Genomic DNA, 25,492 nt, shown 5'->3' on the forward strand with positions numbered 1-25,492 from the left:
TCCCCACCGCGGCGCCGGGCGCAGGCGCTGCGGCCTGCCGCCGGCCTACAGCGCCGGGGGCACCGGTGCTGCCGGGACAGCGTCGGCCGTCCAGCCGCCACCCAGCGCCTTGTACAGCGCCACCTGGTTCTGGCGCTGCGCCAGCTGCGTCTGCGCCAGCGCCTGCTGCGTGGCAAACAGCGCGCGCTGCGCGTCGAGCACGTCCAGGTAGTTGGCCACGCCGTTGCGGTAGCGCAGGTCGGCCAGGCGGAAACGGTCGGCCTCGGCGTCGGCCTGGGCCTGCTGCGCCAGCACCTGCTCGCCCAGCGTGGCACGGCCCGCCAGCGCGTCGGCCACTTCGCGGAACGCGCTCTGGATGGCCTTCTCGTACTGCGCCAGAGCAATCTGGCGCCCGGCGCGGGCCGAGTCCAGGCCAGCCTGGTTGCGGCCCGCATCAAAGATGGGCAGCACCGCCTGCGGGGCCAGCGTCCAGCCCCACGAGCCGCTTTTGAACAGACCCGACAGCGCGCCGCTGGCCGTGCCGGCGCTGGCCGTGAGCGAGATGCGCGGGAAAAACGCCGCACGCGCCGCGCCGATGTTGGCGTTGGCGGAGATCAGCTGCTGCTCGGCCTGGCGGATGTCGGGCCGGCGCGCCAGCAGGTCGGACGGCATGCCTGCGGGCACATCGGGCAGCATCAGGGCCGCGCTGCTTTCGGGTGGCGCCAGCAGGGCGTCGGGAATCGGCTGCCCCACCAGCAGCGTGAGCGCGTTGACATCGAGCGCCCGCTGGCGGCGCTGCTCGGCCAGCGCCGAGCGGGCGGCGGCCGTGAGCGACTCGGCCTGGCGCAGGTCCAGCGCCGAGGTCACGCCCTGCTCGAAGCGCAGCCGGTTCAGGCGCAGCGAATCCTCGCGCGTGGCCAGCGTGCGCTGCGTCAGCGCCAGCAGTTCGTTGTTGGTCTGCAGGCTCAGCCAGGTGCTGGCCACCGAGGCCACCAGGCTGGTCTGCGCGGCGTTGCGCGCTTCCTCGGTGGCAAGGAACTGCGCCAGGGCGGCCTCCTTGAGGCTGGCGACCCGGCCAAAGAAGTCGATCTCCCACGACGCCAGCGCCAGGCCCGCGGTGTAGACGCTGGCGATACCGTTGCTGCCGTCGACCGCCGGCTGGCGATTGCCGGCAACGGCGGCATTGAGCGTGGGCAGCTGGTCGGCCCGCCGGATCTGGTACTGCGCCCGCGCCTGCTCGATCGACAACACCGCCACGCGCAGGTCGCGGTTGTTCTGCAGCGCCAGCGCCACCAGCTCACGCAGGCGCGCATCGCCGACGAAATCCTGCCACGGAACGTCGGCCGCCGCCGTGGCGGCACGCGCCGTCTCCGTCGCAGCAAAGGGCCATTGCGCAGCGACCGGCGCCGCAGGGCGTTCGTAGGTCGGGATCATCGAGCAACCGGCCAGCAGCGCCGCAGCGCTCGCTGCCAGCAGCGGGGAAAGTTTGTTCTTACGCATGGGGCTTACCTTCATTTCCTGCTGGATCCTGTTCGATGCCGGCGGCTTGCGCGTGGGCCGCGTGCATCCGGCGCTGCCGGTCGCTGCCCTTGAAGAGGCTGCGCACCACAACAAAGAACGTCGGCACGAAAAACACCGCCAAGGAGGTGCCGACCACCATGCCCGCGATCACACCGGTGCCGATGGCGCGCTGGCTGGCCGAACTCGCGCCAGAGGCAATGGCCAGCGGCACCACGCCCAGAATGAAGGCGAGCGAGGTCATGACGATCGGGCGGAACCGCAAATGGGCCGCCGCCAGCGCCGACTCGACGACGCCCTTGCCCTGCGCCTGCAGATCCTTGGCGAATTCGATGATCAGGATGGCGTTCTTCGCCGACAGGCCGATGATGGTGATCAGCCCCACCTGGAAGTAGACGTCGTTGTTCATGCCGCGCAGGCTGACGCCTAGCAGCACGCCCAACACGCCCAGCGGCACCACGAGAATCACCGACAGCGGGATCGACCAGCTCTCGTAAAGCGCCGCCAGGCACAGGAACACCGCCAGCACGGCGAAGCCATACAGCACGATGGCCTGCGAGCCGGCGAGCTTTTCCTCGCGCGACTGGCCCGTCCATTCGAAGCCGAAGCCCGCCGGCAACTGCGCTGCCAGGCGCTCCATCTCGGCCATGGCCTCACCGGTGCTGTAGCCCGGCGCGGCGCCGCCCGCAATGCGCATGGCCGGATAGCCGTTGTAGCGCACGGTCTGCATGGCGCCGCTGATCCAGCGCGTGGTGGCGAACGACGACAGCGGCACGGCCTTGCCCTGGCTGTTGAGCGCCGTCAGCTGCAGGATGTCCTCGGGCTGCATGCGGGCCTCGGCCTCGGCCTGCACCACGACGCGCTGCATGCGTCCGGCGTTCGGGAAGTCGTTGATGTAGGCCGAGCCCAGTGCGGTCGAGATCGTGTTGTTGATGGCGGCAAAGCTCACGCCCTGCGCGCTGGCCTTGTCGCGGTCGATATCGACCTGCAGTTGCGGCGCATCCTCCAGCCCGTCGGGTCGCACGCCGGCCAGCACCTTGCTCTGGGAGGCCATGCCCAGCATTTGGTTGCGTGCCGCCACCAGGGCGTCGTGGCCGTTGCCACCGCGGTCCTGCAGGCGGAACGTGAAGCCGGAGCTGACGCCCAGCTCAGGAATCGGCGGCGGGCTCAGCGCAAAGATGAACGCATCGCGCACGCTCGAGAGCGCGCCCATGGCCCGGCCCGCAATGGCGTCGGCGGTGTGCTCGGCGCCCGCGCGCTCCGACCAGTCCTTGAGCGTCACGAACGCCAGACCGGCGTTCTGCCCCTGGCCGGAGAAGCTGAAGCCCAGCACGGCGACCATGTTCTTCACTTCGGGCTGCTTCAGCATGAAGCCCTCGACCTTTTCGACCACGGCCTGGGTGCGCTCCAGCGTGGCGCCCGGCGGCAGCTGGATGTTGACCAGCAGGTTGCCCTGGTCTTCGCCGGGCAGGAACGAGGTCGGCAGGCGCATGTACAGCACGCCCACGGCCGCGATCAGCGCAACGTAGATGACCATCACCCGCCCGCCCCGGCGCAGCAACTTCGCCACCCAGCCTTCATAGCCCTTGGCAGTGCGCGTAAAACCGCGGTTGAACCAGCCGAAGAAGCCCGTCTTGGCATGGGCATGGCCCGCCTGGACCGGCTTGAGCAGCGTGGCGCACAGCGCGGGCGTGAGTGACAACGCCATGAACGACGAGAACGCGATCGACACCGCCATCACCGCCGAGAACTGGCGGTAGATGTTGCCCACCGAGCCGGCAAAGAACGCCAGCGGCACAAACACCGAGATCAGCACCACGGTGATGCCGATGATGGCGCCCGAGATCTGGCCCATGGCCTTGCGCGTGGCCTCGAGCGGCGGCAAGCCCTCCTCGTTCATGATGCGTTCGACGTTCTCGACCACCACGATGGCATCGTCCACCACGATGCCGATCACCAGCACCATGCCGAACATGGTCAGCACGTTGATCGAGAAGCCCATCGCCAGCAATGCGCCGAAAGTGCCCAGCAGCGCCACCGGCACCACGATCGTCGGAATGATGGTGTAGCGGATGTTCTGCAGGAACAGGAACATCACCAGGAACACCAGGGCGATGGCTTCAAGCAGGGTCTGCGCGACCTGCTTGATGGAGATCTTGACGAAGTCAGAGCTGTCGTAGGGAATGGTCCAGCTCACACCGGGTGGAAAGAATTTCTCCAACTCGGCCATGCGCGTCTTCACGGCCGCGGCCGCAGCCAGCGCGTTGCCTGTGGGCGACAGCTGAACGCCCATGCCCGTGGCCGGCTTGCCGTTCAATCGCGCCGTGGTGGCGTAGGACTGCGCACCGAGTTCGATGCGGGCCACGTCCTTGAGCCGAACCGTGGAGCCGTTGGGGTTGGCGCGCAGCACGATGTCGCCGAACTCCTTGGTCGAACTGATCTGCCCGGGCACCACCACGGTGGCCGAAATCGTCTGGCCTGTGAGGTTGGGCAACTCGCCCAGGCTACCGGCCGAGACCTGCGCGTTCTGCGTCTGGATGGCGCTGGCCACGTCGGCGGCCGACAGGTTGAAGCCCTGCAGCTTGGCCGGATCGACCCAGACCCGCATGGCGCGCTCGGCGCCGAACAGCTGCACCTGCCCAATGCCGGGCAGGCGCTGCAACTCGGGCAGCACGTTGCGCGCGGCATAGTCGCTCAGCGCATTGACGTCAAACCCTGGATCGGACGACGACAGCATGGTGAACAGCAGGAAGTTGCTGCGCGACTTGTCGACGCGTACGCCCTGCTGCGTCACCACGGAGGGCAGTCGCGGCGTGGCACGCGAGAGGCGGTTCTGTACCTCGACCTGCGCCAGATCGGGATTGGTGCCAGGCTCGAAACTCAGCGTGAGGGTGCCCGTGCCGTTGGCCTGGCTCACAGCCTCCATGTAGGCCAGACCGGGCGCGCCGTTCATTTCGCGTTCGATCACGGCCAGCACGCTGTCTTCCAGCGTCTGTGCCGAAGCGCCTGGATAGGCTGCGGACACCACGATGGTCGGTGGCGCTACGGACGGGTACTGCGCGATGGGCAGCTGGGTGATCGACACGGCGCCAAGCACCATGACGAACAGGGCGATCACCCACGCAAAGATGGGGCGGTCAATAAAGAACTTGGCCATGGGGCTGGCTCCTTATTTCTGACCGGCGCCGGAGGCCGCCGCAGGAGCGCTGGCCGCTGGCGCAGCACCGGATGCGGCTGTGGCCGGTGCAGCGGCAGACGGCGCAGCGGCGGCGGGTGTCGCGCTGCCGGGGGCTTGCCACGGCACGGCCTTCACGGGCGTACCGGGCGGCATCATCTGCAGCTTTTGGAAGCCATCGACCATGACCTGCTCCCCTTCCTTCAGGCCTTCGAGCACGATCCACTGGTTATTGCGTGCCGCGCCGATCTTCACCGTGCGCTGGCTGAGCTTGCCGTCGGCGCCTACCACTGTGATCTTGTCGCCCTGCTGGGTGCGCGTGACCGCCTGCTGCGGCAGCGTGATGGCATTGGCCACCTGGGCCTGCTCCAGCCGCACCCGCACATACAGGCCCGGCAGCAATTCCCCCTTGGGATTGGGCACCTCGGCGCGCAGCGTGATCTGGCCCGTGCTGGCATCCACTGTCAGGTCGGAGAACAGGAGCTTGCCGGCACGGCTGTATTCGCTGCCATCCTCCAGCAGCACGCGCACGCTGGCGGCATCGCTGCCGCCAGCCCGCTCAAGCTTGCCCTCGGCCATGGCGCGGCGCAATTTCATCACCTCGCCTGCCGACTGGGTGAAGTTGATATAGACCGGGTCAATCTGCTGGATCACCGCCAGCGGCGTGGCCTCGCCCTGTCCTACCAAGGCACCTTCGGTGACCAGGGCGCGGCCGATGCGGCCCGAAATGGGCGCCGTCACGTTGGCGTAGTTGAGGTTGATGCGCCCGGTCTGCACAGCCGCCTTGCCGACGGCCACGTCGGCTTCGGCCTGTTTTTGCGCCGCCACGGCATTGGCGTATTCCTGCTGGCTCACGGCATTGGCTTCAAGCAGCGGCTTGTAGCGCGTGGCCAATGCGGTCGCTTGCGTCAGGTTGGCCTGCGCGCGTGCCAGCGTGGCCTCGGCGCTTTGCAGGGCTGCCGCATAGGGAGCGGCGTCAATGGCAAACAGGGGCTGGCCTGCCTTGACGTCGCTGCCTTCACGGAAAAGGCGCTTTTGCAAAATGCCCGCTGCCCGCGCCCGCACTTCGGCGACGCGCGATGCCTCCAGGCGCCCTGGCAGTTCTGTGACCAGTCCCACTTCACCAGGCTGGGCAATGACCACGCCCACCTCGGGCGCAGGCATGCCGCCAGCGGCCGCAGCGGACGGCGCATCGCCCTTGCCGCAGGCGGACAACAGCAAGGCAAGGGACAAGCCACCGGCTGCCACGCCCCAGCGCAGGTGCGCAGGAGGCTGGGCAGGGGCAAGCACGGGGGCAGTCTTGACAGAACGCAAGGCAGGCATGGTGTTCCTTTGGTACGGGAAAAGCGATGGCTTGAAGAAGAGGCCGCGCCAGTTTAGTGAATCGGCCCATGGCGCGTGTGACGCGCCCAGCGCCAGTGCTGGATGAAACGGCGAAGTATATATACATTCTCGAATGTATGTATAGTGACGGCATCGACACCCATGCCGGAGGTATTTACATGGCCAGACGCACCAAGGCAGACGCCCAGGCGACCCGCGCGGGCCTGCTGGATGCCGCCGAAACACTGTTCCAAATGAAAGGCGTGTCGCGCACATCGCTGAACGACATTGCGGTGGCAGCGGGCACCACGCGCGGCGCCATTTACTGGCATTTCAAGGACAAGGCCGACCTGTTCAACGCCATGATGGAGCGCGTGACGCTGCCCCTGGAGCGAACGCTGACGCTGGCCAACGTGATCACGGCAGACGACCCGGTGGCCGAAATCCGCAGCGCCATGCTCGAGGCGCTGCGCATCATTGCGACCGATGCACAAACGCGCCGCGTGTTGACGATCGCCACGCACCAGGTGGAATACACCGCCGAGCTCAGTGCCGTGCAAGAGCGCCATGTGCGGGTGCACAGCGAATGCGTTGCGCGCAACCAGGCGGCCTTGGCCCGGGCTTTTGCGGCCCGCCGGCTGTCCGCGCCGATGCCCCTGGAGTGCGCGGCGCTGGGCCTGCAGGTGTTGATCGAAGGGCTGGTCCAGAAATGGCTGCTGGACCCTTCGGCCTTTGACCTGGCGGCCTGCGGAGAAGCCACCCTCGATGTCTATCTGGCGGGCCTGGGCTTGCGCGCCCGGCCCGCCCCCCCTGCCGCCTGATCAGTGCGTGGCGGCGCCGGCCTCGTACCAGCGGCCGATCAACGCGCGCTCGTCGTCGGTGATCTGGGTGGCGTTGTTCATGGGCATGAGTTTTTGCACCACCACCTGCTGGTAGATCGCCTGCGCATGCTGCTGTACGCTTTCGGCCGAATCCAGGCGCAGGCCCTTCATCTGCACCTGGGCGCCGTGGCACTGGGTGCAGCGCTGCTCCAGCACGTGCTGCACGCTCTTGAAGTCCACCGGGGTTGGCGCGCTGGCGGCTGAGGCGCCGGCCGCTGCCGCGGCGGGTGCGGGACGCAGCCAGGCGATCAGACCCGCGAGGACGCAGATGCCCACCAGCGCGTAACCCAGCGGATTGCCGTTGCGGCCGAGCTTGTAGCCATGGCGCATCACGAAGAACTGGCGGATCGCGGCGCCGGCAAACATCATGGCAATCAGAATGACCCAGTTCTGCGGATGGCTCCAGGTGAAGCTGTAGTGACCGCTGAGCATGGCAAAGATCACCGGCAGCGTGAAATAGGTGTTGTGCACGCTGCGCTGCTTGCCGCGCTTGCCGTGGATCGGGTCGACCGGCTGGCCGGCCTTGATCTGGGCGACCATGGTGCGCTGGCCAGGAATGATCCAGAAGAACACGTTGGCGCTCATGGACGTGGCGATCATCGCGCCGACCAGCAGGAACGCGGCGCGGCCGGAGAACCAGTGGCATGCGAGCCACGAGGCCACGCACACCAGCACCAGCACCAGCGCGCCCACGATGGCGTCGCCGTTCTTCTTCTGGCCGAAGACGCGGCAGATGCCGTCGTAGAGCAGCCAGAACACGACCAGGAAGGCCAGCGCCACGGCGATCGCCTCGGCCGGCGCCCAGTCCATCTTCGACTTGTCTACAAGATAGGTGCTGGCGCTCCAGAGGTAGGACACGGTGAACAGCGCAAAGCCGCTCAGCCAGGTCGTGTAGCTCTCCCAATAGAACCAGTGCAGGTGCTCGGGCAGTTGGGGCGGTGCGCCGGCGAACTTGACCGGGTGGTAGAAGCCGCCGCCATGCAGGGCCCACAGCTCGCCGCTCACGCCCTGCTTTTTCAGGGCCTCGTCCTCGGGCGACGTGAGGCTGCTGTCGAGGAACACGAAATAGAACGACGAGCCAATCCAGGCAATGGCGGTGATGACGTGGACCCAGCGCAGCAGCAGGTTGGCCCAGTCGAGATAGTAGCTTTCCATGGCTCTCAACCTTGGCGGCTCTGACGGGCCGCGTTCGCAACCTGCTCACCACTGCGGGGCGCTCTGAGCAGACAAAGGGGCCGCGCTCCACGGCAGTGGCCTGCCAGGCTCCGCTGCGACCGGAGGACAGGAAGTGTATGCAAAAACTGCGCACCCTTTGAGACGGCGCAGGCAGAAACACACCGGATTTACCCTGCCCCTGTCTGGGCCGCACGGTGCCACAGCCCCCCCGATGCAACCCCAGGCCGGCACGCACTGCCGCCATGTCCGTTCCCATGGCGCCGCGCCTTGGGTAGACTGCGCCCTCACGGGGCGGCCCGCAGCAGCCTCCAGGCCCTCCGACCACCCACACCCTGTCGCCCAACCACCACCCGCCCGCAGCCACGCACCGTCCATGCGCTGGACTGCCCGCAGCACCGCGATACGCACCATGCCCCACACACCGCCCCCGCACCGCTCCGCACACCGCAGCCACTGGCTTGTGGCCGGCCTCATGGCCGCCGTGGCGGCATTGGTAGCCGCCTGCAAGTCGGCGCCCGACACCCCGCAGACCTCCGACAGCCGCTGGCCCGGCACCGATGTGCCCACCGCCACCGGCCCGGGGGGCGCCGCCGTCGCCGCGCGCGCCTCGGCCGCAGCCACGGCCCGGGCCTACCGCCAGGATGCGGCCACGCACCTGTACGGACTCAACGCCCACCGCATCTACAAGGGCAAGATGCCGCCCATGCTCTACGCCATCGGCGTGCTGGAGGTGGACATCGACCGCACGGGCCGCGTCACGCGCCTGCACTGGATGCGCGCGCCGCGCCATGCGCCCGAGGTGGTGGCCGAAATCGAACGCACGGTGCGCGCCGCAGCGCCGTTCCCGGTGCCCGCGCGCCTGGGCCGCGTGACCTACACCGACACCTGGCTGTGGGACAAGGCCGGCCAGTTCCAGCTCGACACGCTGACTGAAGGGCAGCTTTGAGCGAACGGACGCCCTGAATCGCTCCTGAAAAAAGAGCAGCCCGCGCTTACAGGCCATGGATTTCGAGATGCTTTCATTCTGAAACCCAATCGCCAAAAGCGCTGGCTGCTCCTTTTTTTGATGCAGCCACCGCTGCACCGCGCCTCAGGAGCCGCGGTAGGTCGAGTAGCTCCAGGGGCTGACCAGCAACGGCACGTGGTAGTGCTGGTCGGCGTGGGCGACGCCGAAATCCAGGCTCACCTGGCCGAGGAAGTTGGGCTCCGGCAGTGCCACGCCGCGGGCCTTGAAATACCCGGCCACATCGAAAGTCAGGCGGTAGGTGCCCACCTTCAGGCTGGCGTTGTCGAACAGCGGCGCATCGGTGCGCCCGTCGTGGTTCAGCACCAGGCGCTGCAGCAGCGTGGCCTGCCCGCCCGTGGTGGCATACAGCGCCACGTGCATGCCCGCCGCGGGGCAGCCGTTCATGGTGTCAAGGACGTGGGTGCTCAGGCCCATGGGATTTCTCCTTCAGTGATGCCAAGCGCAAAGCTGCGCATGTAGACCAAAAGTGTATACACTTTTTGGCAATCTCTCTATCATGTCGCCATGGAATCCTCTACCACCAGCAGCATCGTCGAGGCGCTGACCCGCGCCATCGTCGACCACCGCCTCCACCCGGGCGCCAAGCTCGCCGAGCAGAAGCTGGCCGACCACTTCGGTGTCTCGCGCACGCTCGTGCGCCAGGCGCTGTTCCAGCTCGCGCAGAACCGCCTCATCACGCTCGAGCCCGCGCGCGGCGCCTTTGTCGCCAAGCCCTCGGTGGCCGAAGCGCGCCAGGTGTTCAGCGTGCGCCGCATGCTCGAGGCCGAGATGACGCGCGCGTTCGTGCAGGGCGTCACGCCCGCCAAGATCCGCGCGCTGCGCGCCCACGTGGCCAGCGAGAAGGCCGCCATGGACCGCGCCGACGTGACCCAGCGCACCGAACTGCTGGGCGACTTCCATGTCCGCATGGCCGAGCTCATGGGCAACGACGTGCTGGCCCAGCTGCTGGGCGAGCTGATCTCGCGCTGCGCGCTCATCACGCTGGTCTACCAGTCCACCACCGCCGCGGAACATTCGCACGAGGAGCACGGCCAGATCGTGGACGCACTGGCCGCGCGCGATGAGACGCGGGCCGTGCAGCTCATGCAAGCGCACCTTCTGCATGTGGAAGAAGGCCTGACCTTCGACCGCGAGCCCCCGAGCAACGACCTCTCCATGGCCCTCTCGGCCGTTTCCCCATGACCTACGACGCCACCCTGCCCTACCCCCGCGACCTGATCGGCTACGGCCGCAACCCGCCCCCTGCGCAATGGCCCGGTCAGGCGCGCGTGGCCGTGCAGTTCGTGCTCAATTACGAAGAAGGCGGCGAGAACTGCGTGCTGCACGGCGATGCCGCCTCCGAGCAGTTCCTGTCGGAGATGTTCAACCCGGCCGCCTACCCCGAGCGCCACATGAGCATGGAAGGCATCTACGAATACGGTGCGCGCGCCGGCGTCTGGCGCCTGCTGCGCGAATTCGAGAAGCGCGGGCTGCCGCTGACGGTGTTCGGCGTGGCCACGGCGCTGCAGCGCTCGCCCGACGTGGCCCAGGCCTTTGTCGACCTGGGCCACGAGATCGCCTGCCACGGCCTCAAGTGGATCCACTACCAGGGCGTGCCCGAAGGCATCGAGTGCGCCCACATGGAGCTGGCCATGGGCATCTTCCAGGACCTATTCGGCGACCGCAGCGAGCACGGCCTGGGCTGGTACACCGGCCGCGACAGCCCCAACACCCGCCGCCTGGTGGCCGACTTTGGCGGCTTCGCCTACGACAGCGACTACTACGGCGACGACCTGCCGTTCTGGATGAAAGTGCAAAAGAGCGACGGCAGCACGGCCCCGCAGCTCATCGTGCCCTACACGCTCGACTGCAACGACATGCGCTTTGCGCTGCCGCAGGGCTACTCGCACGCCGATCCGTTCTTCCAGTACCTCAAGGACACGTTCGACGTGCTCTACGCCGAAGGCGACCCTGCAGGCGACAACGCCCCCAAGATGATGAGCATCGGCATGCACTGCCGCCTGCTGGGCCGCCCCGGCCGCATCACCGCGCTGCAGCGTTTTCTCGACCATGTCCAGAGCCACGACAAGGTATGGGTTTGCCGCCGCATCGACATCGCGCGCCACTGGGCGCACACCCACCCCTGCAAGGACTGAAACGCCATGCCATTGACGCTGGAACAACTCAACGCCGCCGATGCGGCCACCGCAACCGCCCTGCTCGACGGCCTGTACGAACACTCGCCGTGGATCGCCGAGGCGGCGCTCGCGCAGCGCCCGTTCAAGTCGCTGGCGCATATCAAGCACGCCATGGCGCAGGTGCTCGCCCAGGCGCCCGGGCAGGCCCAGCTCGACCTGATCCGCGCCCACCCGGAGCTCGCCGGCAAGGCCATGGTGGGCAACACGCTCACGGCCGAATCGAAGAACGAGCAGAACCAGGCGGGCCTGACGCAGTGCACGCCAGAAGAATTTGCGCGCATCCAGCAACTCAACGCCGACTACAACGCGCGCTTTGGCTTTCCGTTCATCCTGGCCGTGCGTGGCCCGCGCGGCCTGGGCCTGTCCAAGCAGGAAATCATCGACACCTTTGCGCGCCGCCTGCTCAATCCGGTCGACTTTGAACGCGCCGAGGCGCTGCGCAACATCCACCGCATCGCCGAGATCCGGCTCAACGACAAGTTCGGCTACGCGCCCACGCTGGGCAACGACGTCTGGGACTGGCAGGAGCGCCTGGCGCAGCACAGCGACGCGGGCTACGCCGAAAAGGGCCAGCTCACCGTCACCTACCTCACCGACGCGCACCGCGCCTGTGCCCAGCGCATCAGCCACTGGATGCGCGAATGCGGCTTTGACGAGGTCGAGATCGACGCCGTCGGCAACGTCGTGGGCCGCTACCACGGCGCCACACCCGGCGCCAAGGCGCTGCTCACCGGCTCGCACTACGACACCGTGCGCAACGGCGGCAAGTACGACGGGCGCCTGGGCATCTTCGTGCCCATGGCCTGCGTGCGCGAACTGCACCGCCAGGGCAAGCGCCTGCCGTTCGGCCTCGAGGTGGTCGGTTTCGCCGAAGAGGAAGGCCAGCGCTACAAGGCCACCTTCCTGGGCTCGGGCGCGCTTATCGGCCAATTCAACCCGGCCTGGCTGGAGCAAAAGGATGCCGATGGCATCGCGATGCGCGAGGCCATGCAGCATGCGGGCCTGTGCGTCGACGACATCCCGAAGCTGCAGCGCGACCCGGCCCGCTACCTGGGCTTCATCGAAGTGCACATCGAGCAGGGCCCGGTGCTCAACGAACAGGGCATTCCGCTCGGCGTGGTCACCTCGATCAACGGCGGCAAGCGCTATGTCTGCGAAATGATCGGCATGGCCAGCCACGCCGGCACGACCCCGATGGATCGGCGCCGCGACGCGGCCGTCGGCGTGGCCGAACTCGCGCTCTACGCAGAACAGCGTGCTGCGCAAGACGGCGACTCGGTCGCCACCATCGGCCAGCTCACCGTGCCCAATGGCTCCATCAACGTGGTGCCGGGGCGCTGCCAATTCTCGCTCGACATGCGCGCACCGACCGACCCGCAGCGCGACGCGCTCGCGACCGACATCCTCGCCGAGCTCGAAGCCATCGCCCAGCGCCGGGGCCTGCGCTTCAGCGCCGAGCTGTCGATGCAGGCGGCTGCCGCGCCCAGCGCCCCCGCATGGCAACAGCGCTGGGAGCGCGCCGTCGAGGCGCTCGGTGTGCCGGTGTTCCGCCTGCCCAGCGGCGCCGGCCACGACGCCATGAAGCTGCACGAAATCATGCCCCAGGCGATGCTGTTCACGCGCGGCCTCCACAGCGGCATCAGCCACAACCCGCTCGAGAGCACCACCAGCGACGACATGCAGCTGGCCATCGATGCCTTCTCCCATGTCCTCCACCAAATCGCCACGGAGACCCCATGAACGCACCCAACCACGGCCACAACGCCCTGACCTACCGCCAGCTCGACGCCTGGATCGACCAGCATTTCGACGAGGAAGTGCGCTTTCTACAGGCGCTGGTGCAGGTGCCGACCGACACCCCGCCGGGCAACAACGCCCCGCACGCCGAGCGCACCGCCGAGTTGCTGCAGGACTTTGGCTACACCGCTGAAAAGTACGCTGTGCCCGCCGCCGATGTCAAGGCCTACGGCATGGAGTCGATCACCAACCTGATCGTGCGCCGGCCCTACGGCGACGGCGGCCGCACCATCGCCCTCAATGCCCATGGCGACGTGGTGCCACCGGGCGAAGGCTGGACGCACGACCCCTATGGCGCGGACATCGCCAACGGCGACATGTACGGCCGCGCCACGGCCGTGAGCAAGAGCGACTTTGCGAGCTTCACCTACGCCGTGCGCGCGCTCGAAGCCGTGGCCCGGCCCTGCAAAGGCGCGGTCGAACTGCACTTCACCTACGACGAAGAGTTCGGCGGCGAACTCGGCCCCGGCTGGCTGCTCAGGCACCAGCTGAGCCGGCCCGACCTGATGATTGCGGCGGGCTTCAGCTACGAAGTGGTCACCGCGCACAACGGCTGTCTGCAGATGGAAGTCACGGTGCACGGCAAGATGGCGCACGCCGCCGTGCCGCACACCGGCGTGGACGCGCTGCAGGGCGCGGTGCAGATCTTGAACGCGCTGTACACACAGAACGCGCTGTACCGGCAGGTGACCTCGCAGGTCGATGGCATCGAGCACCCCTACCTGAACGTCGGCCGCATCGAAGGCGGCACCAACACCAACGTCGTGCCCGGCAAGGTGGTGTTCAAGCTCGACCGCCGCATGATCCCCGAAGAAAACCCGGCCGAGGTGGAAGCCAACATCCGCCAGGTGATCGCCGATGCCGCCGCCCAGTGCGCCAAGGGCACCACCGTCGAGATCAAGCGCCTGCTGCTGGCCAACGCCATGAAGCCCCTTGCCGGCAATGCGCCGCTGGTCCAAGCCCTCCAGAAGCACGGCGGCGAGCTGTTTGGCGAGCCGATTCCGTCCCGGGGCACGCCGCTGTACACCGACGTGCGCCTGTACGCCGAGCACGGCATTCCGGGTGTGATCTACGGCGCCGGCCCGCGCAGCGTGCTCGAATCGCACGCCAAGCGCGCCGACGAGCGCCTGCACCTCGAAGACCTGCGCCGCGCCACCAAGGTGATCGCGCGCAGCCTGCACGACCTGCTGGCCTGAGCGCGCGGCAAGCCAGTAGCGCTCGCACCACTGCCCGCTCTACACTGCCAAGGACTTGCCCCGCCATCGGTGCAAGTCCTTTTTTACGCCCGAGGAGACAAGCATGCACATCCGCCACACCCTGCTGGCCAGCAGCCTTGCGCTGGCCCTCGCCAGCCTCGCCGCCTGCAGCAACACGCCGCAGCAGATGCCCCCCGCCGCGGCCACGCCGGCGGTCGTGCAGCAGACCGCCGCCGCCCAGGCGGCCAGCGCCGCCTACGACTTCGACATGGACGTGTTCCACCCGGTCGTGGCACGCAACGGCATGGTGGCCACCGAGCAGGAACTGGCGTCGCGGATCGGCCTGGACATCCTCAAATCCGGCGGCAACGCGGTGGATGCGGCCGTGGGCATCGGCTTTGCCTTGGCCGTCGCCTTGCCCAATGCGGGCAACCTGGGCGGCGGCGGCTTCATGGTGGTGTACGACGCCAAGACCGGCAAAAGCGTGGCGCTCGACTTCCGCGAAGTGGCGCCGGGCAAAGCCACGCGCGACATGTACCTCGACGCCAAGGGCAATGTGATCGATGGCAAATCGCTCTACACCCCCTACGCAGTGGGCGTGCCCGGCACCGTGGCCGGCATGGAGCATGCGCTCAAGACCTGGGGCACGCTGCCGCTGTCCACGGTGGTCGCGCCGGCCGTCGCGCTGGCAGACAAGGGCTTTCCCGTGAGCGAGCCGCTGGCCAAGATCCTGCAGCAGGAGAAGAAGAACATGGGCCAATGGCCTGCCACGCGCGAGATCTTCTGGCGCAACGGCGAACCGCTCCAGGTCGGCGACACCCTGGTGCAAAAAGACCTGGCGCAGTCCATGCGCCTGATCGGCCAGCAGGGCTCCAAGGTGTTCTACGAAGGCGCCATCGCACAACAAATTGCCGCCGAGATGGCACCGTATCCCGGCGCCCTCTCGCTGCAAGACCTGCGCGAATACAAGGTGGCCGAGCGCGAACCGACGCGGGGCAGCTACCGCGGCCATGAGATCGTCACCATGCCGCCGCCCTCTTCCGGCGGCCCGCACCTGGTGCAGATCCTGAACATGATGGAGCAGTGGCCGATCGCACAATGGGGGCCCAACAGCGCCCAGACCATCCACTACATGGCCGAGAGCATGAAGCTGGCCTACGCCGACCGCGCCGAATACCTGGGCGACCCCGATTTCGTGAAGATTCCGCTCAAGGGCCTGACCTCCAAGCGCTACGCAGCGGCGCTGGCCAAGGGCATCGATCCCAACATGGCGCGCAGCGGCAAAAGCATCAAGCCCGGCCAGCCCCAGCCTTATGAGAGCGACCAGACCACGCACTACTCGGTGGTGGACAAGGCCGGCAATGCCGTGGCCGTGACCTACACGCTGAACACCAACTTCGGCAGCGGCATCGTGGCCAAGGGCACGGGCATCCTGCTCAACAACGAGATGGACGACTTCTCGGCCAAGCCCGGCGTGGCCAACGCCTACGGCCTCGTGGGCGGCGACGCCAATGCCGTGGCCGCGAAGAAGCGCCCGCTCTCGTCGATGACGCCCACGCTGGTGCTCAAGGACGGCAAGCCCGTGCTGGTCACGGGCAGCCCCGGCGGCGCGCGCATCATCACGACCGTGTTGCAGACCGTGGTCAACACCATCGACTTCGGCATGAACCCGGCCGAGGCCGCGTCGACCCCGCGCGTGCACCACCAGTGGACGCCCGACGAGCTGCGCATCGAAAAAGGCCTGAGCCCCGACACCATCGCCCTGCTCAAGCAGCGGGGCCACAACGTGGCGCTCAAGCCCTCGATGGGCCGCACGCAGACCATCCAGCTCAGGGACGGCAAGCTCTACGGCTACTCCGATCCGCGCAACCCCGACGGCAAGACGCTGGGCTACTGATCCCCGCACTCCGGCGAGACGCACGACCGTGCCGAACGCGCCCGCCGCAGCCATGTCCATGCCTGCGGCTTTTTTCATGCCCGGCGCGGCGTCGCCGGCGGCAGACCGAGGCCCAGTGGCCCCGCCGACCCAGAAAATTCATGCCTGCACAGCAACAAATTGCGCACAAACCTCCCACTGGCGTGCGTCATAAGCTATAGTTTAAATAGCACAAATGGGGTGAATAGCGCGGGAAAGCGTCTCACCCCACACTCCCCGCCCCCCACCAGGCCGAACCTTGCGCAAACCGATCCCCGCTGTGCCAAAGCAACCTTCCCGCCGCAGCCACCCCCGCTGCCACGTGCTCTGGCACACTCGTCTTACCAGAGGCGAGTGATCTTTCCCTTCCCCATTTCCCTCCCCAGTCAACGTCACAGGAGTCCGCAGTGGCACATCCCACCTCCGCCGCCGAACAGGCTTTGCGCGAAGCCGCGCTCGAATACCACCGCAATCCCAACAAGGGAAAGATCTCGGTCACGCCCACCAAGCCGCTGTCGAACCAGCGCGACCTGTCCCTCGCGTACTCGCCCGGCGTGGCCTACCCGTGCCTCGACATCGAGGCCGACCCCTCGCTGGCCCACGAATACACGGCACGTGGCAACCTGGTCGGCGTCGTTACGAACGGCACGGCCGTGCTGGGCCTGGGCAACATCGGCCCGCTGGCCAGCAAGCCGGTGATGGAAGGCAAGGGCTGCCTGTTCAAGAAATTCGCCGGCGTCGATGTGTTCGACATCGAACTGGCCGAGAACGACCCCGACAAGCTGATCGACATCATTGCGGCGCTCGAGCCCACGCTGGGCGGCATCAACCTCGAAGACATCAAGGCGCCCGAGTGCTTCTACATCGAGCAGGAGCTGAGCAAGCGCATGAACATCCCGGTGTTCCATGACGACCAGCACGGCACGGCCATCATCTCCAGCGCCGCGCTGCTCAACGGGCTCGAGCTCGTTGGCAAGCAGATCGGCGACGTGAAAGTGGCCGTCTCGGGCGCCGGCGCCGCCGCCATCGCCTGCGTGGGCGTGATGGTAGGCCTGGGCGTCAAGCGCGAACACATCTTCATGTGCGACTCCAAGGGTGTCGTCTACGAAGGCCGCCCCGGCGGCTACGACGCGTCCAAGGCGCTCTATGCCCAAAACACCGACGCGCGCACGCTGGCCGATGCGGTCCACGGCGCCGACGTGTTCCTCGGCTGCTCGGCCCCCGGCGTGCTCACGGTGGACATGGTCAAGACCATGGCCGACAAGCCCATCATCCTGGCACTGGCCAACCCCGAGCCCGAGATCCGCCCCGAACTGGCCAAGGCCGCGCGCCCCGACTGCATCATCGCCACTGGCCGCTCGGACTACCCCAACCAGGTCAACAACGTCCTGTGCTTCCCGTACATCTTCCGCGGCGCGCTCGACTGCGGCGCCACCAAGATCACCGAGGCCATGAAGCTGGCCTGCGTGCGCCAGATCGCCGACCTGGCCAAGGCCGAGCCGAGCGACGAGGTCGCTGCCGCCTATGCCGGCAAGGACCTGAGCTTCGGCCCCGACTACCTGATCCCCACGCCGTTTGATGCGCGCCTGATCCTGCGCATCGCCCCGGCCGTGGCGCAGGCGGCGGCCGATTCCGGCGTGGCCACGCGCCCGATCGCCGACATCGCCGCCTACCGCGAGAGCCTGACGCGCTTCGTCTACCAGACCGGCATGTTCATGCGCCCGGTGTTCCACGCCGCCAAGCTGGCGCAAAAGCGCGTCGCCTATGCCGAGGGCGAAGACGAGCGCGTGCTGCGCGCCGTCCAGACCGCCGTGGACGACGGCCTGGCCAAGCCCATCCTGATCGGCCGCCCGGCCGTGATCGCCGCACGCATCGCCAAGGCCGGCCTGCGCATCCAGCCCGGCAAGGACGTGGAGATCTGCAACCCCGAGGACGACCCGCGCTTTCGCCAGTACTGGGAAACCTACCAGCGCCTCATGGGCCGACGCGGCATCACGCCCGAGACCGCCAAGGCCGCCGTGCGCCGCTCGAACACGCTGATCGCCTCGCTCATGGTGCACCTCGGCGATGCCGACGCCATGATCTGCGGCCTGGTGGGCAAGTTCGACAGCCACCTGGACCACATCCGCGACGTCATCGGCCTCAAGGAAGGCACGCCCAAGCTGGCGACCGTGAACGCCCTGATGCTGGAAAAGCACACGCTGTTCATCGCCGACACCTACATCAACGAAAACCCCGACGCCGCCGAACTCGCCGCCATCGCCCTGATGGCCGCCGAAGAGGTGCAGCGCTTTGGCGTGCCGCCCAAGGTGGCCTTCCTGTCGCACTCGAACTACGGCTCGTCCTCGCGCGAATCGGCGCGCAAGATGCGCGCGGCGCGCGACCTGTTCGTGCAGGCGGCGCCGCACATCGAGTGCGATGGTGAACTGCACGGCGACGCCGCCCTGTCGCAGGTGATCCGGACCGCCGCGCTGCCCGAGACCACGCTGACCGGCGCGGCCAACGTGCTGATCTGCCCGAACCTCGACGCCGCCAACATCCTGTTCAACGTGCTCAAGGTCACCAGCACCCAGGGTGCGACCATCGGCCCGATCCTGCTCGGCGCGGCCGCATCGGCGCACGTGCTGACGCCTTCGGCAACCGTGCGCCGCGTGCTCAACATGACGGCCCTGGCGGCCGCGAACGCGGTGCGCGGCTAAAACCTCCGCCGCACTCCCCCACAGCTGCCTCCAGACCGTGAACGGGTCTGGAGGCAGTTTGCCTTGGCGGGAGCGATCCACGGGCGCCGACCGCAGCGCGGCGCCCGGCAAGCACACGCAACACCTGTTCGGGTCCCAGACAAAGCCGGTGCCGGCGCCGCGCCACCGCGGCATTCCACGCCAGGAAAATCAAAAAGAGAGCTGCTTGCGCTTACGCAGCAGGGGTTTGAGGCGCTTTTTGCCCAAAACGCCTCTGGGCCACGCGCTGCGCCGCCCCCTCCAGCATGCTGGGTGTGTGGTTTTCCACCCGCACGGGCGGAAAACCGCCGCAGAAAGCGCTAAATCCGGGCATCACTCCAGCGGAGGCACCATGGCCACCCACCCACGCCTTGCGGGAAAGCTTCCCTTCTACCGCTCGCTCTACCTGCAGGTGCTTGCCGCCGTGGTGGTCGGCGTGCTCCTGGGGTATTTCTATCCCGCGCTGGGCGAGAAGATGAAGCCGCTGGGCGACGGCTTCATCAAGCTCATCAAGATGGTCATCGCGCCCATCATCTTTTGCACCGTCGTGGTCGGCATCGCCGGCATGGAAGACATGAAGAAAGTCGGGCGCACGGGGGGCCTGGCGCTGCTTTATTTCGAGGTGGTCAGCGGCATCGCGCTGGTCATCGGCCTGCTCGTGGTCAATGTGCTGCAGCCGGGCGCCGGCATGAACGTCGACGTCTCCAGCCTCGACACCAAAGCCATCGCCGCCTACACCGCGCCGGGCAAGCTGGGCACGACCACCGAATTCTTGATGAACATCATCCCCACCACACTGATCGATGCGTTTGCCAAGGGCGAGATCCTGCAGGTGCTGCTGATCGCGGTGATGTTCGGCTTTGCGCTGCACCGTTTCGGCGGGCGCGGCACGCTGGTGTTCGACATGATCGAGAAGACCTCGCATGTGCTGTTCACCATCGTCGGCTACATCATGAAGGTCGCCCCCATCGGCGCGTTCGGCGCCATGGCATTCACCATCGGCAAGTACGGCGTGGGCTCGCTGCTATCGCTGGGCAAGCTGATGGGCGCCTTCTACCTGACCTGCCTGCTGTTCATCTTCCTGGTGCTGGGCTCGATTGCGCGCTTCCACGGCTTTTCGATCTGGAAGTTCATCAAGTACATCAAGGAGGAACTGCTCATCGTGCTGGGCACGTCGTCGAGCGAGTCGGTGCTGCCGCGCATGATGGAGAAGATGGAGAACCTGGGCGCGAAGAAATCCACCGTCGGCCTGGTCATCCCCACCGGCTACTCGTTCAACCTCGACGGCACCTCGATCTACCTTACGATGGCCGCCGTGTTCATCGCCCAGGCCACCAACACGCCCATGACACTGACGCAGGAGATCACGCTGCTGGCCGTGCTGCTGCTCACCTCCAAGGGCGCTGCCGGCATCACCGGCAGCGGCTTCATCGTGCTGGCGGCCACGCTGTCGGCCGTGGGCCATGTGCCGGTGGCGGGGCTGGCGCTTATCCTGGGCATCGACCGCTTCATGTCTGAGGCGCGCGCGCTCACCAACCTGATTGGCAACGGCGTGGCGACCGTGGTCGTGGCCAAATGGACCGACGAACTCAACACCGAACAGCTCCACGCCCGCCTGAACAACCAGGACTGGGTGGACGCCCAGGAGCCCGAAGTGCTGCTCAACGCCACGACCGCGCGCATGGACACATCGGGCGTCCATTAGCGGCTCTCCACCCCTTAAAACTCCTATTTCGATAGCTTGAAACGCTTGCTCCATCAGCGCTTGGTGCCTCAACCGTTCGAAACAGGCATTTCCGGCGGTATGCCCATGGGCCCGCGCCTCCCGCCTCCTTGCAGCCCGTGTCCGGGCGGCGCCAGGCACTGCGGCGACCCGCTAGAATACGCGGCTCCTTCCAGGAGACTTGGGTGAGTGGTTTAAACCAGCAGTCTTGAAAACTGCCGACGGGCAACCGTCCGTGAGTTCGAATCTCACAGTCTCCGCCAAAACGTCCTAAGATTTTGATTTAAAAGAGATTTTTTCTTGGACCAGACGAGCTCGATGTTGCATCCGATCAACGTCCAACTTTTGCTCAATTGATGTCCAAGAGCGCGTCTGCTCTCGATGGGCATGCGGACTCCCATGCCAACGCCCTGATCGTGCTCCCCGCGGGTGTCGGTGCCGACCGGAACAAGCTCGTGCCTTCGAAGCAGCCAAAGCAGGCCTTTGGTGCTCGATGCAGAACCTGGCGCAGCACATGTGCGTGCTGCGCCGCCCCGCCGGCGTTCACCGTGACAGTTTTACGCTGTGGCGCAACGATCAGCACATGGATGAACAGCCAGCGCATGACATTCAAGTGCACGCCGCCATCACCATCAACCAGACTGCCAGCATCCTGCAAATGGTTCTGGACGGTGCAGGCATTGCCACGTTCACCATGGATTCGGCACGCCCATTCTTGAACCAAGGTGCACTCGAACACGTTCTGCCAGGTTGGATTACAGGACGCTATTGCGTATTGGCAGCGCTGCCGAGCCGCAAACACTTGCCTGAGCGGGCCAAGGCATTTCTTGACTTTGTATTTGCAGCACACAAAGCGCAACTCATCGATCGCTGCTGAGAGGAGACCGTGAACCCTCGCCCAAGCCGCCGGCCTACACCGTGGCGATGCGCAGCAGGTTGGTGGCGCCCGGCGTGCCAAAGGGCATGCCGGCAATGGTGACGATGAACTGTCCGGGCCCGGCAAAGCGCTCGCGCTGTGCTGTTTGGCGTGCCACCTCGGTCATTTCCTCGGCGCTGGAGACGTCCTGGGTGTGCACCGAGTGCACGCCCCACACCAGTGCCAGGCGGCGCGCGGTGGCGAGGTTCGGCGTCAGGCTCAGCACGGGCGACTCGGGCCGCTCGCGCGCCGCGCGCAGGCTGGTCTGGCCCGAGCCCGTGTAGCAGACGATGGTAGAGGCGTGCAGCAGCGACACCACGCGGCGCATGGCGCAGCACACGGCCTCGGCCACGTCGCCCCCGGCGCGGGCCGACGTGTGCGAGGCCTCGATCAGCTGGCGGTACAGCGGGTCGCCCTCGACCTCTTCGATGATGCGGTTCATCATCTTCACCGCCTCGATCGGGTGCTTGCCCGAGGCCGACTCGGCCGACAGCATCACGGCATCGGCACCGTCGTAGATGGCGGTGGCGACGTCGGACGCCTCGGCCCGCGTGGGCACCGGGCTGTCGATCATCGATTCGAGCATCTGCGTGGCCACGATCACGGGCTTGCCCAGGCGGCGGCAGCTGCGCACGATGCGCTTCTGGATGGCGGGCACGCGCTCGGCGGGCATCTCGACGCCCAGGTCGCCGCGCGCCACCATGATGGCGTCGGACAGTTCCACGATGGCGTCCAGCTGCTCGATGGCCGACGGCTTCTCGAGCTTGGAGACGATGGCCGCGCGGTCGCCGATCAGGGCGCGCGCTTCGGACACGTCTTCGGGGCGCTGCACGAACGACAGCGCAATCCAGTCCGCCCCCAGCTCCAGCGCCAGGTCCAGGTCACGCCGGTCCTTGGCCGTGAGGGCCGTGATGGGCAGCACGATGCCGGGCACGTTGACGCCTTTGCGCTCGGACAGGCGCCCGCCGACGGCCACGCGGGTGTCGGCAAAGTCGGCGCCGCAGCGCTCGACGACCAGGCGCAGCTTGCCGTCGTCGAGCAGCAGGTCGGCGCCCGGCACCAAAGCGGCAAAGATTTCCGGGTGGGGCAGGCTTGCGCGCTCTGCCGTGCCCGGCGTGGCGTCGAGGTCGAGGCGAAACGCCGCGCCTTCGGCCAGCTGCACCGGGCCGTTGGCGAACGTGCCCACGCGCAGCTTGGGGCCTTGCAGGTCGGCCAGGATGCCGATCGGGCGGCCGGTTTCCTCTTCGAGCGCGCGCAGCACGGCAAAGCGGGCGCGGTGGTCGTCGGCGCTGCCGTGGCTGAAGTTGAGGCGGAACACATCGACACCGGCCAGAAAAAGCTGGCGCACGGTGTCCGGGTCGGAGCTGGCAGGGCCCAGCGTGGCGACGATCTTGGCATTTCGGGTTCTGCGCATGGTCTATGTCCGATCGATGACGATGGCGCGGAAGTCGTTCACGTTGGTGAGGGTGGGACCGGTGACGACCGTATCGCCCAGCGCCTCGAAAAAGCCGTGGCCATCGTTGTTGGCCAGCGCATCGCGCGGCTTGATGCCGAGGGCCCAGGCACGCGCCAGCGTGTCGGGCGCAAGGCACGCGCCAGCGATTTCTTCCTGGCCGTCGACGCCATCGGTGTCGGCGGCCAGGGCGTGGATGCGGGGGTGGCCCTGCAGCGCCACGCCCAGGGCCAGCAGAAACTCCACGTTGCGTCCGCCGCGGCCTTCGCCGCGCACCGTCACGGTGGTCTCTCCGCCCGACAGCAGCACGCACGGCGCCGGCACCGGCTGGCCGCGCTCGGCGACCTGGCGCGCAATGCCAGCGTGCACGGCGCCCACGTCGCTGGCCTCGCCCTCCAGGGCGTCGCCCAGGATGAAGGCCGGGTAGCCGGCCTCGCGCGCCACCTGCGCCGCCGCTTCGAGCGCCTGCTGGGGCGTGGCGACGATGCGCGTCTCGCAGCACGCCAGGCGCGCGTCGCCGGGCTTGATCGACTCGCCCTCTCCGCTTTCGAGCAGCGCACGCACCGCTGGCGGCACGTCGATGCCGTAGCGGCGCACGATGGCCAGCGCGTCGGCGCAGGTCGTGGGGTCGGGCACCGTCGGGCCCGAGGCAATGTCCATCGGGTTGTCGCCCGGCACGTCGGAGATCAGCAGCGTCAGCACGCGCGCCGGGTGGCACGCCGCGGCCAGCCGCCCGCCCTTGATGGCCGAGAGGTGGCGGCGCACGCAGTTCATCTCGCTGATGGTGGCGCCCGACTTGAGCAGCGCGCGGTTGAGCGCCTGCTTGTCTTGCAGCGTGAGGCCGGGCGCGGCCAGCGGCAGCAGCGAGGAGCCACCGCCCGAGATCAGGCACAGCACCAGGTCGTCCTCGCGCAGGCCGCTGACCAGGGCCAGCAGGCGCTGCGCGGCCTTTTCGCCGGCCGCGTCGGGCACGGGGTGGGCGGCCTCGGCGATCTCGATGCGCTCGCACGGCACGCCGTAGCCATAGCGCGTCACGACCAGGCCCGACAGCGGGCCCGGCCACGCGTCTTCGACCGCGCGCGCCATCGCGGCCGACGCCTTGCCGGCCCCGATCACGATCAGGCGCCCGGTGCCCAGGCTCTGCGGCGTGGGCAGGTGCGGCGGCACGCAGTGCGCGGGTTGCGCCGACGCCACGGCGGCGTCGAACATGCGCCGCAGCAGCTGCGACTGGGAACTGGCAGGGGGGTGGGCTGGCACTGCGTTCTGGGGGTTGTCTGGCATGGGCATGGCTCGCTGGTCGCGGGTGGGTGAGTTGCTGAGCTTATTCGACCTTGTGGCCGATTTCGAAGCTGGACATTGTCCCCACTGCACGCACCATGCCCAAGTGGCCCCAGGCCTTGGCGCGCTCGGCCACGCCGCGGGTGTTCAAGCACTGGGTGGCGTCGCTCTCGGCAATCAACTTGGGCGGTTTGCCGTGGCCGTAGACGAACACCTGGTGACGGGGGAAGAGATCATGTCTTCGTCCTGTGAATAAGTGGTGCCAGTGGGGCGCGATGGACCGTCAAAGAAGGAGGCGCGCGTTTGTGCAGGGCGGCCCTCAGGCGGCCAGCCGCTGGCGCCAGCCCAGGCCCGCTTCGGTGGTGGTGGCGGGCCGGTACTCGCAGCCGATCGTGCCGGTGTAGCCAATGCGGTCGATCAGCGCGAACAGGAACGGGTAGTTGATCTCGCCCGTGCCCGGCTCGTGGCGGCCGGGGTTGTCGGCCAGCTGGATGTGGCCGATGCGCGCCAGGTTCTTCTGCAGCGTGCTCGCCAGCTCGCCCTCCATGCGCTGCGCGTGGTAGAGGTCGTACTGCACGAACAGGTTGTCGGCGCCGACTTCGTCGATCAGCGCCAGCGCCTGCGGCGTGCGGTTGAGGACAAAACCGGGGATGTCGAAGGTGTTGATCGGCTCGATCAGCAGACGCAGGCCCGCTGCCTTCAACTCGGCGGCGGCAAAGCGCAGGTTCTCGACCAGCGTCTGGTGCACGGCGTGCGCGTCCACGCCGGCGGGCGCCTTGCCGGCCAGGCAGTTGAGCTGCGGCACGCCCAGGACCTTGGCGTATTCGATGCCCCGGGCCACGCCGGAGCGGAATTCCTGCACGCGGTCGGGGTGGCAGGCGATGCCGCGCTCGCCCCCCTTCCAGTCGCCGGCAGGCAGGTTGTGCAGCACCGGCATGAGGCGGTGGGCGTCCAGCCGCGCCCTGAGAGCGGCGGCCGGGAAGGCGTAAGGAAACTGGAACTCCACGGCCTGGAAGCCCGCCCGCGCGGCGGCGCCGAAGCGCTCCAGAAAAGGCACTTCGTTGAACAACGTGGTCAGGTTGGCGGCAAATTGCGGCATGTCTCTTTCCTTCGGCTTGGGCGTTCGGTCCAGCATACCCACGGCAACGGGTATGTCGGCCCTGCGTGCCGCCCCGTCTCGCACCCGACCACGTGGCGATTCCGGTGCGACGCCCAGGGCGATGCGGGTGACGGGTTCGCGC

General features: G+C 67.5%; 19 protein-coding genes and 1 tRNA gene. 11 read left to right on the forward strand and 9 right to left on the reverse strand.

Going from position 1 to position 25,492, the window contains the following annotated elements:
* Positions 1–45: 45 nt before the first annotated feature.
* The 3 genes from B2J86_RS03265 to B2J86_RS03275 are packed head-to-tail and all read right to left on the reverse strand — an operon-like array spanning position 46 to position 5,995.
* The gene (locus B2J86_RS03265; protein ID WP_169634531.1) at positions 46–1,479 is read right to left on the reverse strand and encodes an efflux transporter outer membrane subunit; all 1,434 of its coding nucleotides are present in this window, start codon (positions 1,477–1,479) and stop codon (positions 46–48) included.
* A complete protein-coding gene (locus B2J86_RS03270) occupies positions 1,472–4,654 on the reverse strand; it encodes an efflux RND transporter permease subunit (RefSeq protein ID WP_173024712.1) in 3,183 nt (1,060 codons plus the stop codon). The genes B2J86_RS03265 and B2J86_RS03270 overlap by 8 nt, the downstream gene beginning before the upstream one ends.
* 12 nt (positions 4,655–4,666) lie before the next feature.
* The gene (locus B2J86_RS03275) at positions 4,667–5,995 is read right to left on the reverse strand and encodes an efflux RND transporter periplasmic adaptor subunit (protein WP_169634533.1); all 1,329 of its coding nucleotides are present in this window, start codon (positions 5,993–5,995) and stop codon (positions 4,667–4,669) included.
* Positions 5,996–6,174: 179 nt separating this feature from the next.
* On the opposite strand from B2J86_RS03275, the gene B2J86_RS03280 reads away from it, so the two are divergent.
* Positions 6,175–6,816 carry a TetR family transcriptional regulator gene (locus tag B2J86_RS03280; protein WP_169168826.1) on the forward strand — a complete coding sequence of 214 codons (642 nt, stop codon included), beginning with the start codon at positions 6,175–6,177 and terminating at the stop codon, positions 6,814–6,816.
* Here B2J86_RS03280 and B2J86_RS03285 read toward each other — a convergent pair whose 3' ends face one another.
* Positions 6,817–8,031 carry a urate hydroxylase PuuD gene (locus tag B2J86_RS03285; RefSeq protein WP_173024713.1) on the reverse strand — a complete coding sequence of 405 codons (1,215 nt, stop codon included), beginning with the start codon at positions 8,029–8,031 and terminating at the stop codon, positions 6,817–6,819.
* Between the two features lie 430 nt (positions 8,032–8,461).
* Between B2J86_RS03285 and B2J86_RS03290 the strand changes: the two genes are divergently transcribed.
* Positions 8,462–8,998, forward strand: coding sequence for a hypothetical protein (locus B2J86_RS03290; RefSeq protein WP_371736082.1), 537 nt, complete (start codon positions 8,462–8,464; stop codon positions 8,996–8,998).
* A gap of 144 nt (positions 8,999–9,142) precedes the next feature.
* Here B2J86_RS03290 and uraH read toward each other — a convergent pair whose 3' ends face one another.
* On the reverse strand, positions 9,143–9,493 hold the full coding sequence (gene uraH / locus B2J86_RS03295) for a hydroxyisourate hydrolase (protein WP_169168828.1): 351 nt from the start codon (positions 9,491–9,493) through the stop codon (positions 9,143–9,145).
* Between the two features lie 90 nt (positions 9,494–9,583).
* On the opposite strand from uraH, the gene B2J86_RS03300 reads away from it, so the two are divergent.
* The 9 genes from B2J86_RS03300 (at position 9,584) to B2J86_RS03340 (ending at position 21,481) form a co-directional block, all read left to right on the forward strand.
* Positions 9,584–10,261: a GntR family transcriptional regulator gene (locus B2J86_RS03300; RefSeq protein ID WP_173024714.1), complete on the forward strand. Its 678-nt coding sequence runs from the start codon at positions 9,584–9,586 to the stop codon at positions 10,259–10,261.
* A complete protein-coding gene (puuE, locus tag B2J86_RS03305; RefSeq protein WP_173024715.1) occupies positions 10,258–11,214 on the forward strand; it encodes an allantoinase PuuE in 957 nt (318 codons plus the stop codon). Before B2J86_RS03300 ends, puuE begins: the two co-directional genes overlap by 4 nt.
* A 6-nt stretch (positions 11,215–11,220) precedes the next feature.
* Positions 11,221–12,996, forward strand: a complete 1,776-nt coding sequence (gene uraD / locus B2J86_RS03310) for a 2-oxo-4-hydroxy-4-carboxy-5-ureidoimidazoline decarboxylase (RefSeq protein ID WP_173024716.1) — start codon at positions 11,221–11,223, stop codon at positions 12,994–12,996.
* On the forward strand, positions 12,993–14,249 hold the full coding sequence (locus tag B2J86_RS03315; protein WP_173024717.1) for a M20/M25/M40 family metallo-hydrolase: 1,257 nt from the start codon (positions 12,993–12,995) through the stop codon (positions 14,247–14,249). The genes uraD and B2J86_RS03315 overlap by 4 nt, the downstream gene beginning before the upstream one ends.
* A gap of 103 nt (positions 14,250–14,352) precedes the next feature.
* Positions 14,353–16,146, forward strand: coding sequence for a gamma-glutamyltransferase (gene ggt / locus B2J86_RS03320; protein ID WP_173024718.1), 1,794 nt, complete (start codon positions 14,353–14,355; stop codon positions 16,144–16,146).
* Between the two features lie 425 nt (positions 16,147–16,571).
* Positions 16,572–18,863 carry an NADP-dependent malic enzyme gene (locus tag B2J86_RS03325; protein ID WP_169168835.1) on the forward strand — a complete coding sequence of 764 codons (2,292 nt, stop codon included), beginning with the start codon at positions 16,572–16,574 and terminating at the stop codon, positions 18,861–18,863.
* Positions 18,864–19,233: 370 nt separating this feature from the next.
* Positions 19,234–20,586 (forward strand): dicarboxylate/amino acid:cation symporter, encoded by a 1,353-nt coding sequence (locus B2J86_RS03330; protein ID WP_169168836.1) that lies wholly within the window; start codon positions 19,234–19,236, stop codon positions 20,584–20,586.
* A gap of 193 nt (positions 20,587–20,779) precedes the next feature.
* Positions 20,780–20,867, forward strand: a tRNA-Ser gene (locus B2J86_RS03335).
* Between the two features lie 230 nt (positions 20,868–21,097).
* Positions 21,098–21,481: a LysR substrate-binding domain-containing protein gene (locus tag B2J86_RS03340; protein WP_169169480.1), complete on the forward strand. Its 384-nt coding sequence runs from the start codon at positions 21,098–21,100 to the stop codon at positions 21,479–21,481.
* A gap of 34 nt (positions 21,482–21,515) precedes the next feature.
* Here B2J86_RS03340 and pyk read toward each other — a convergent pair whose 3' ends face one another.
* From pyk to hyi, 4 genes are all read right to left on the reverse strand, one after another.
* Positions 21,516–22,934: a pyruvate kinase gene (gene pyk, locus B2J86_RS03345; protein WP_173024719.1), complete on the reverse strand. Its 1,419-nt coding sequence runs from the start codon at positions 22,932–22,934 to the stop codon at positions 21,516–21,518.
* 3 nt (positions 22,935–22,937) lie between these two features.
* Positions 22,938–24,254: a glycerate kinase gene (locus tag B2J86_RS03350; protein ID WP_254067963.1), complete on the reverse strand. Its 1,317-nt coding sequence runs from the start codon at positions 24,252–24,254 to the stop codon at positions 22,938–22,940.
* A gap of 40 nt (positions 24,255–24,294) precedes the next feature.
* Positions 24,295–24,465, reverse strand: coding sequence for a hypothetical protein (locus B2J86_RS18330; protein WP_173024721.1), 171 nt, complete (start codon positions 24,463–24,465; stop codon positions 24,295–24,297).
* Between the two features lie 105 nt (positions 24,466–24,570).
* Positions 24,571–25,350: a hydroxypyruvate isomerase gene (gene hyi, locus B2J86_RS03360; protein WP_173024722.1), complete on the reverse strand. Its 780-nt coding sequence runs from the start codon at positions 25,348–25,350 to the stop codon at positions 24,571–24,573.
* Between the last annotated feature and the right edge of the window lie 142 nt (positions 25,351–25,492).

Source organism: Acidovorax sp. SRB_14, from assembly GCF_012932145.1.
Taxonomy (GTDB): domain Bacteria; phylum Pseudomonadota; class Gammaproteobacteria; order Burkholderiales; family Burkholderiaceae_C; genus Simplicispira.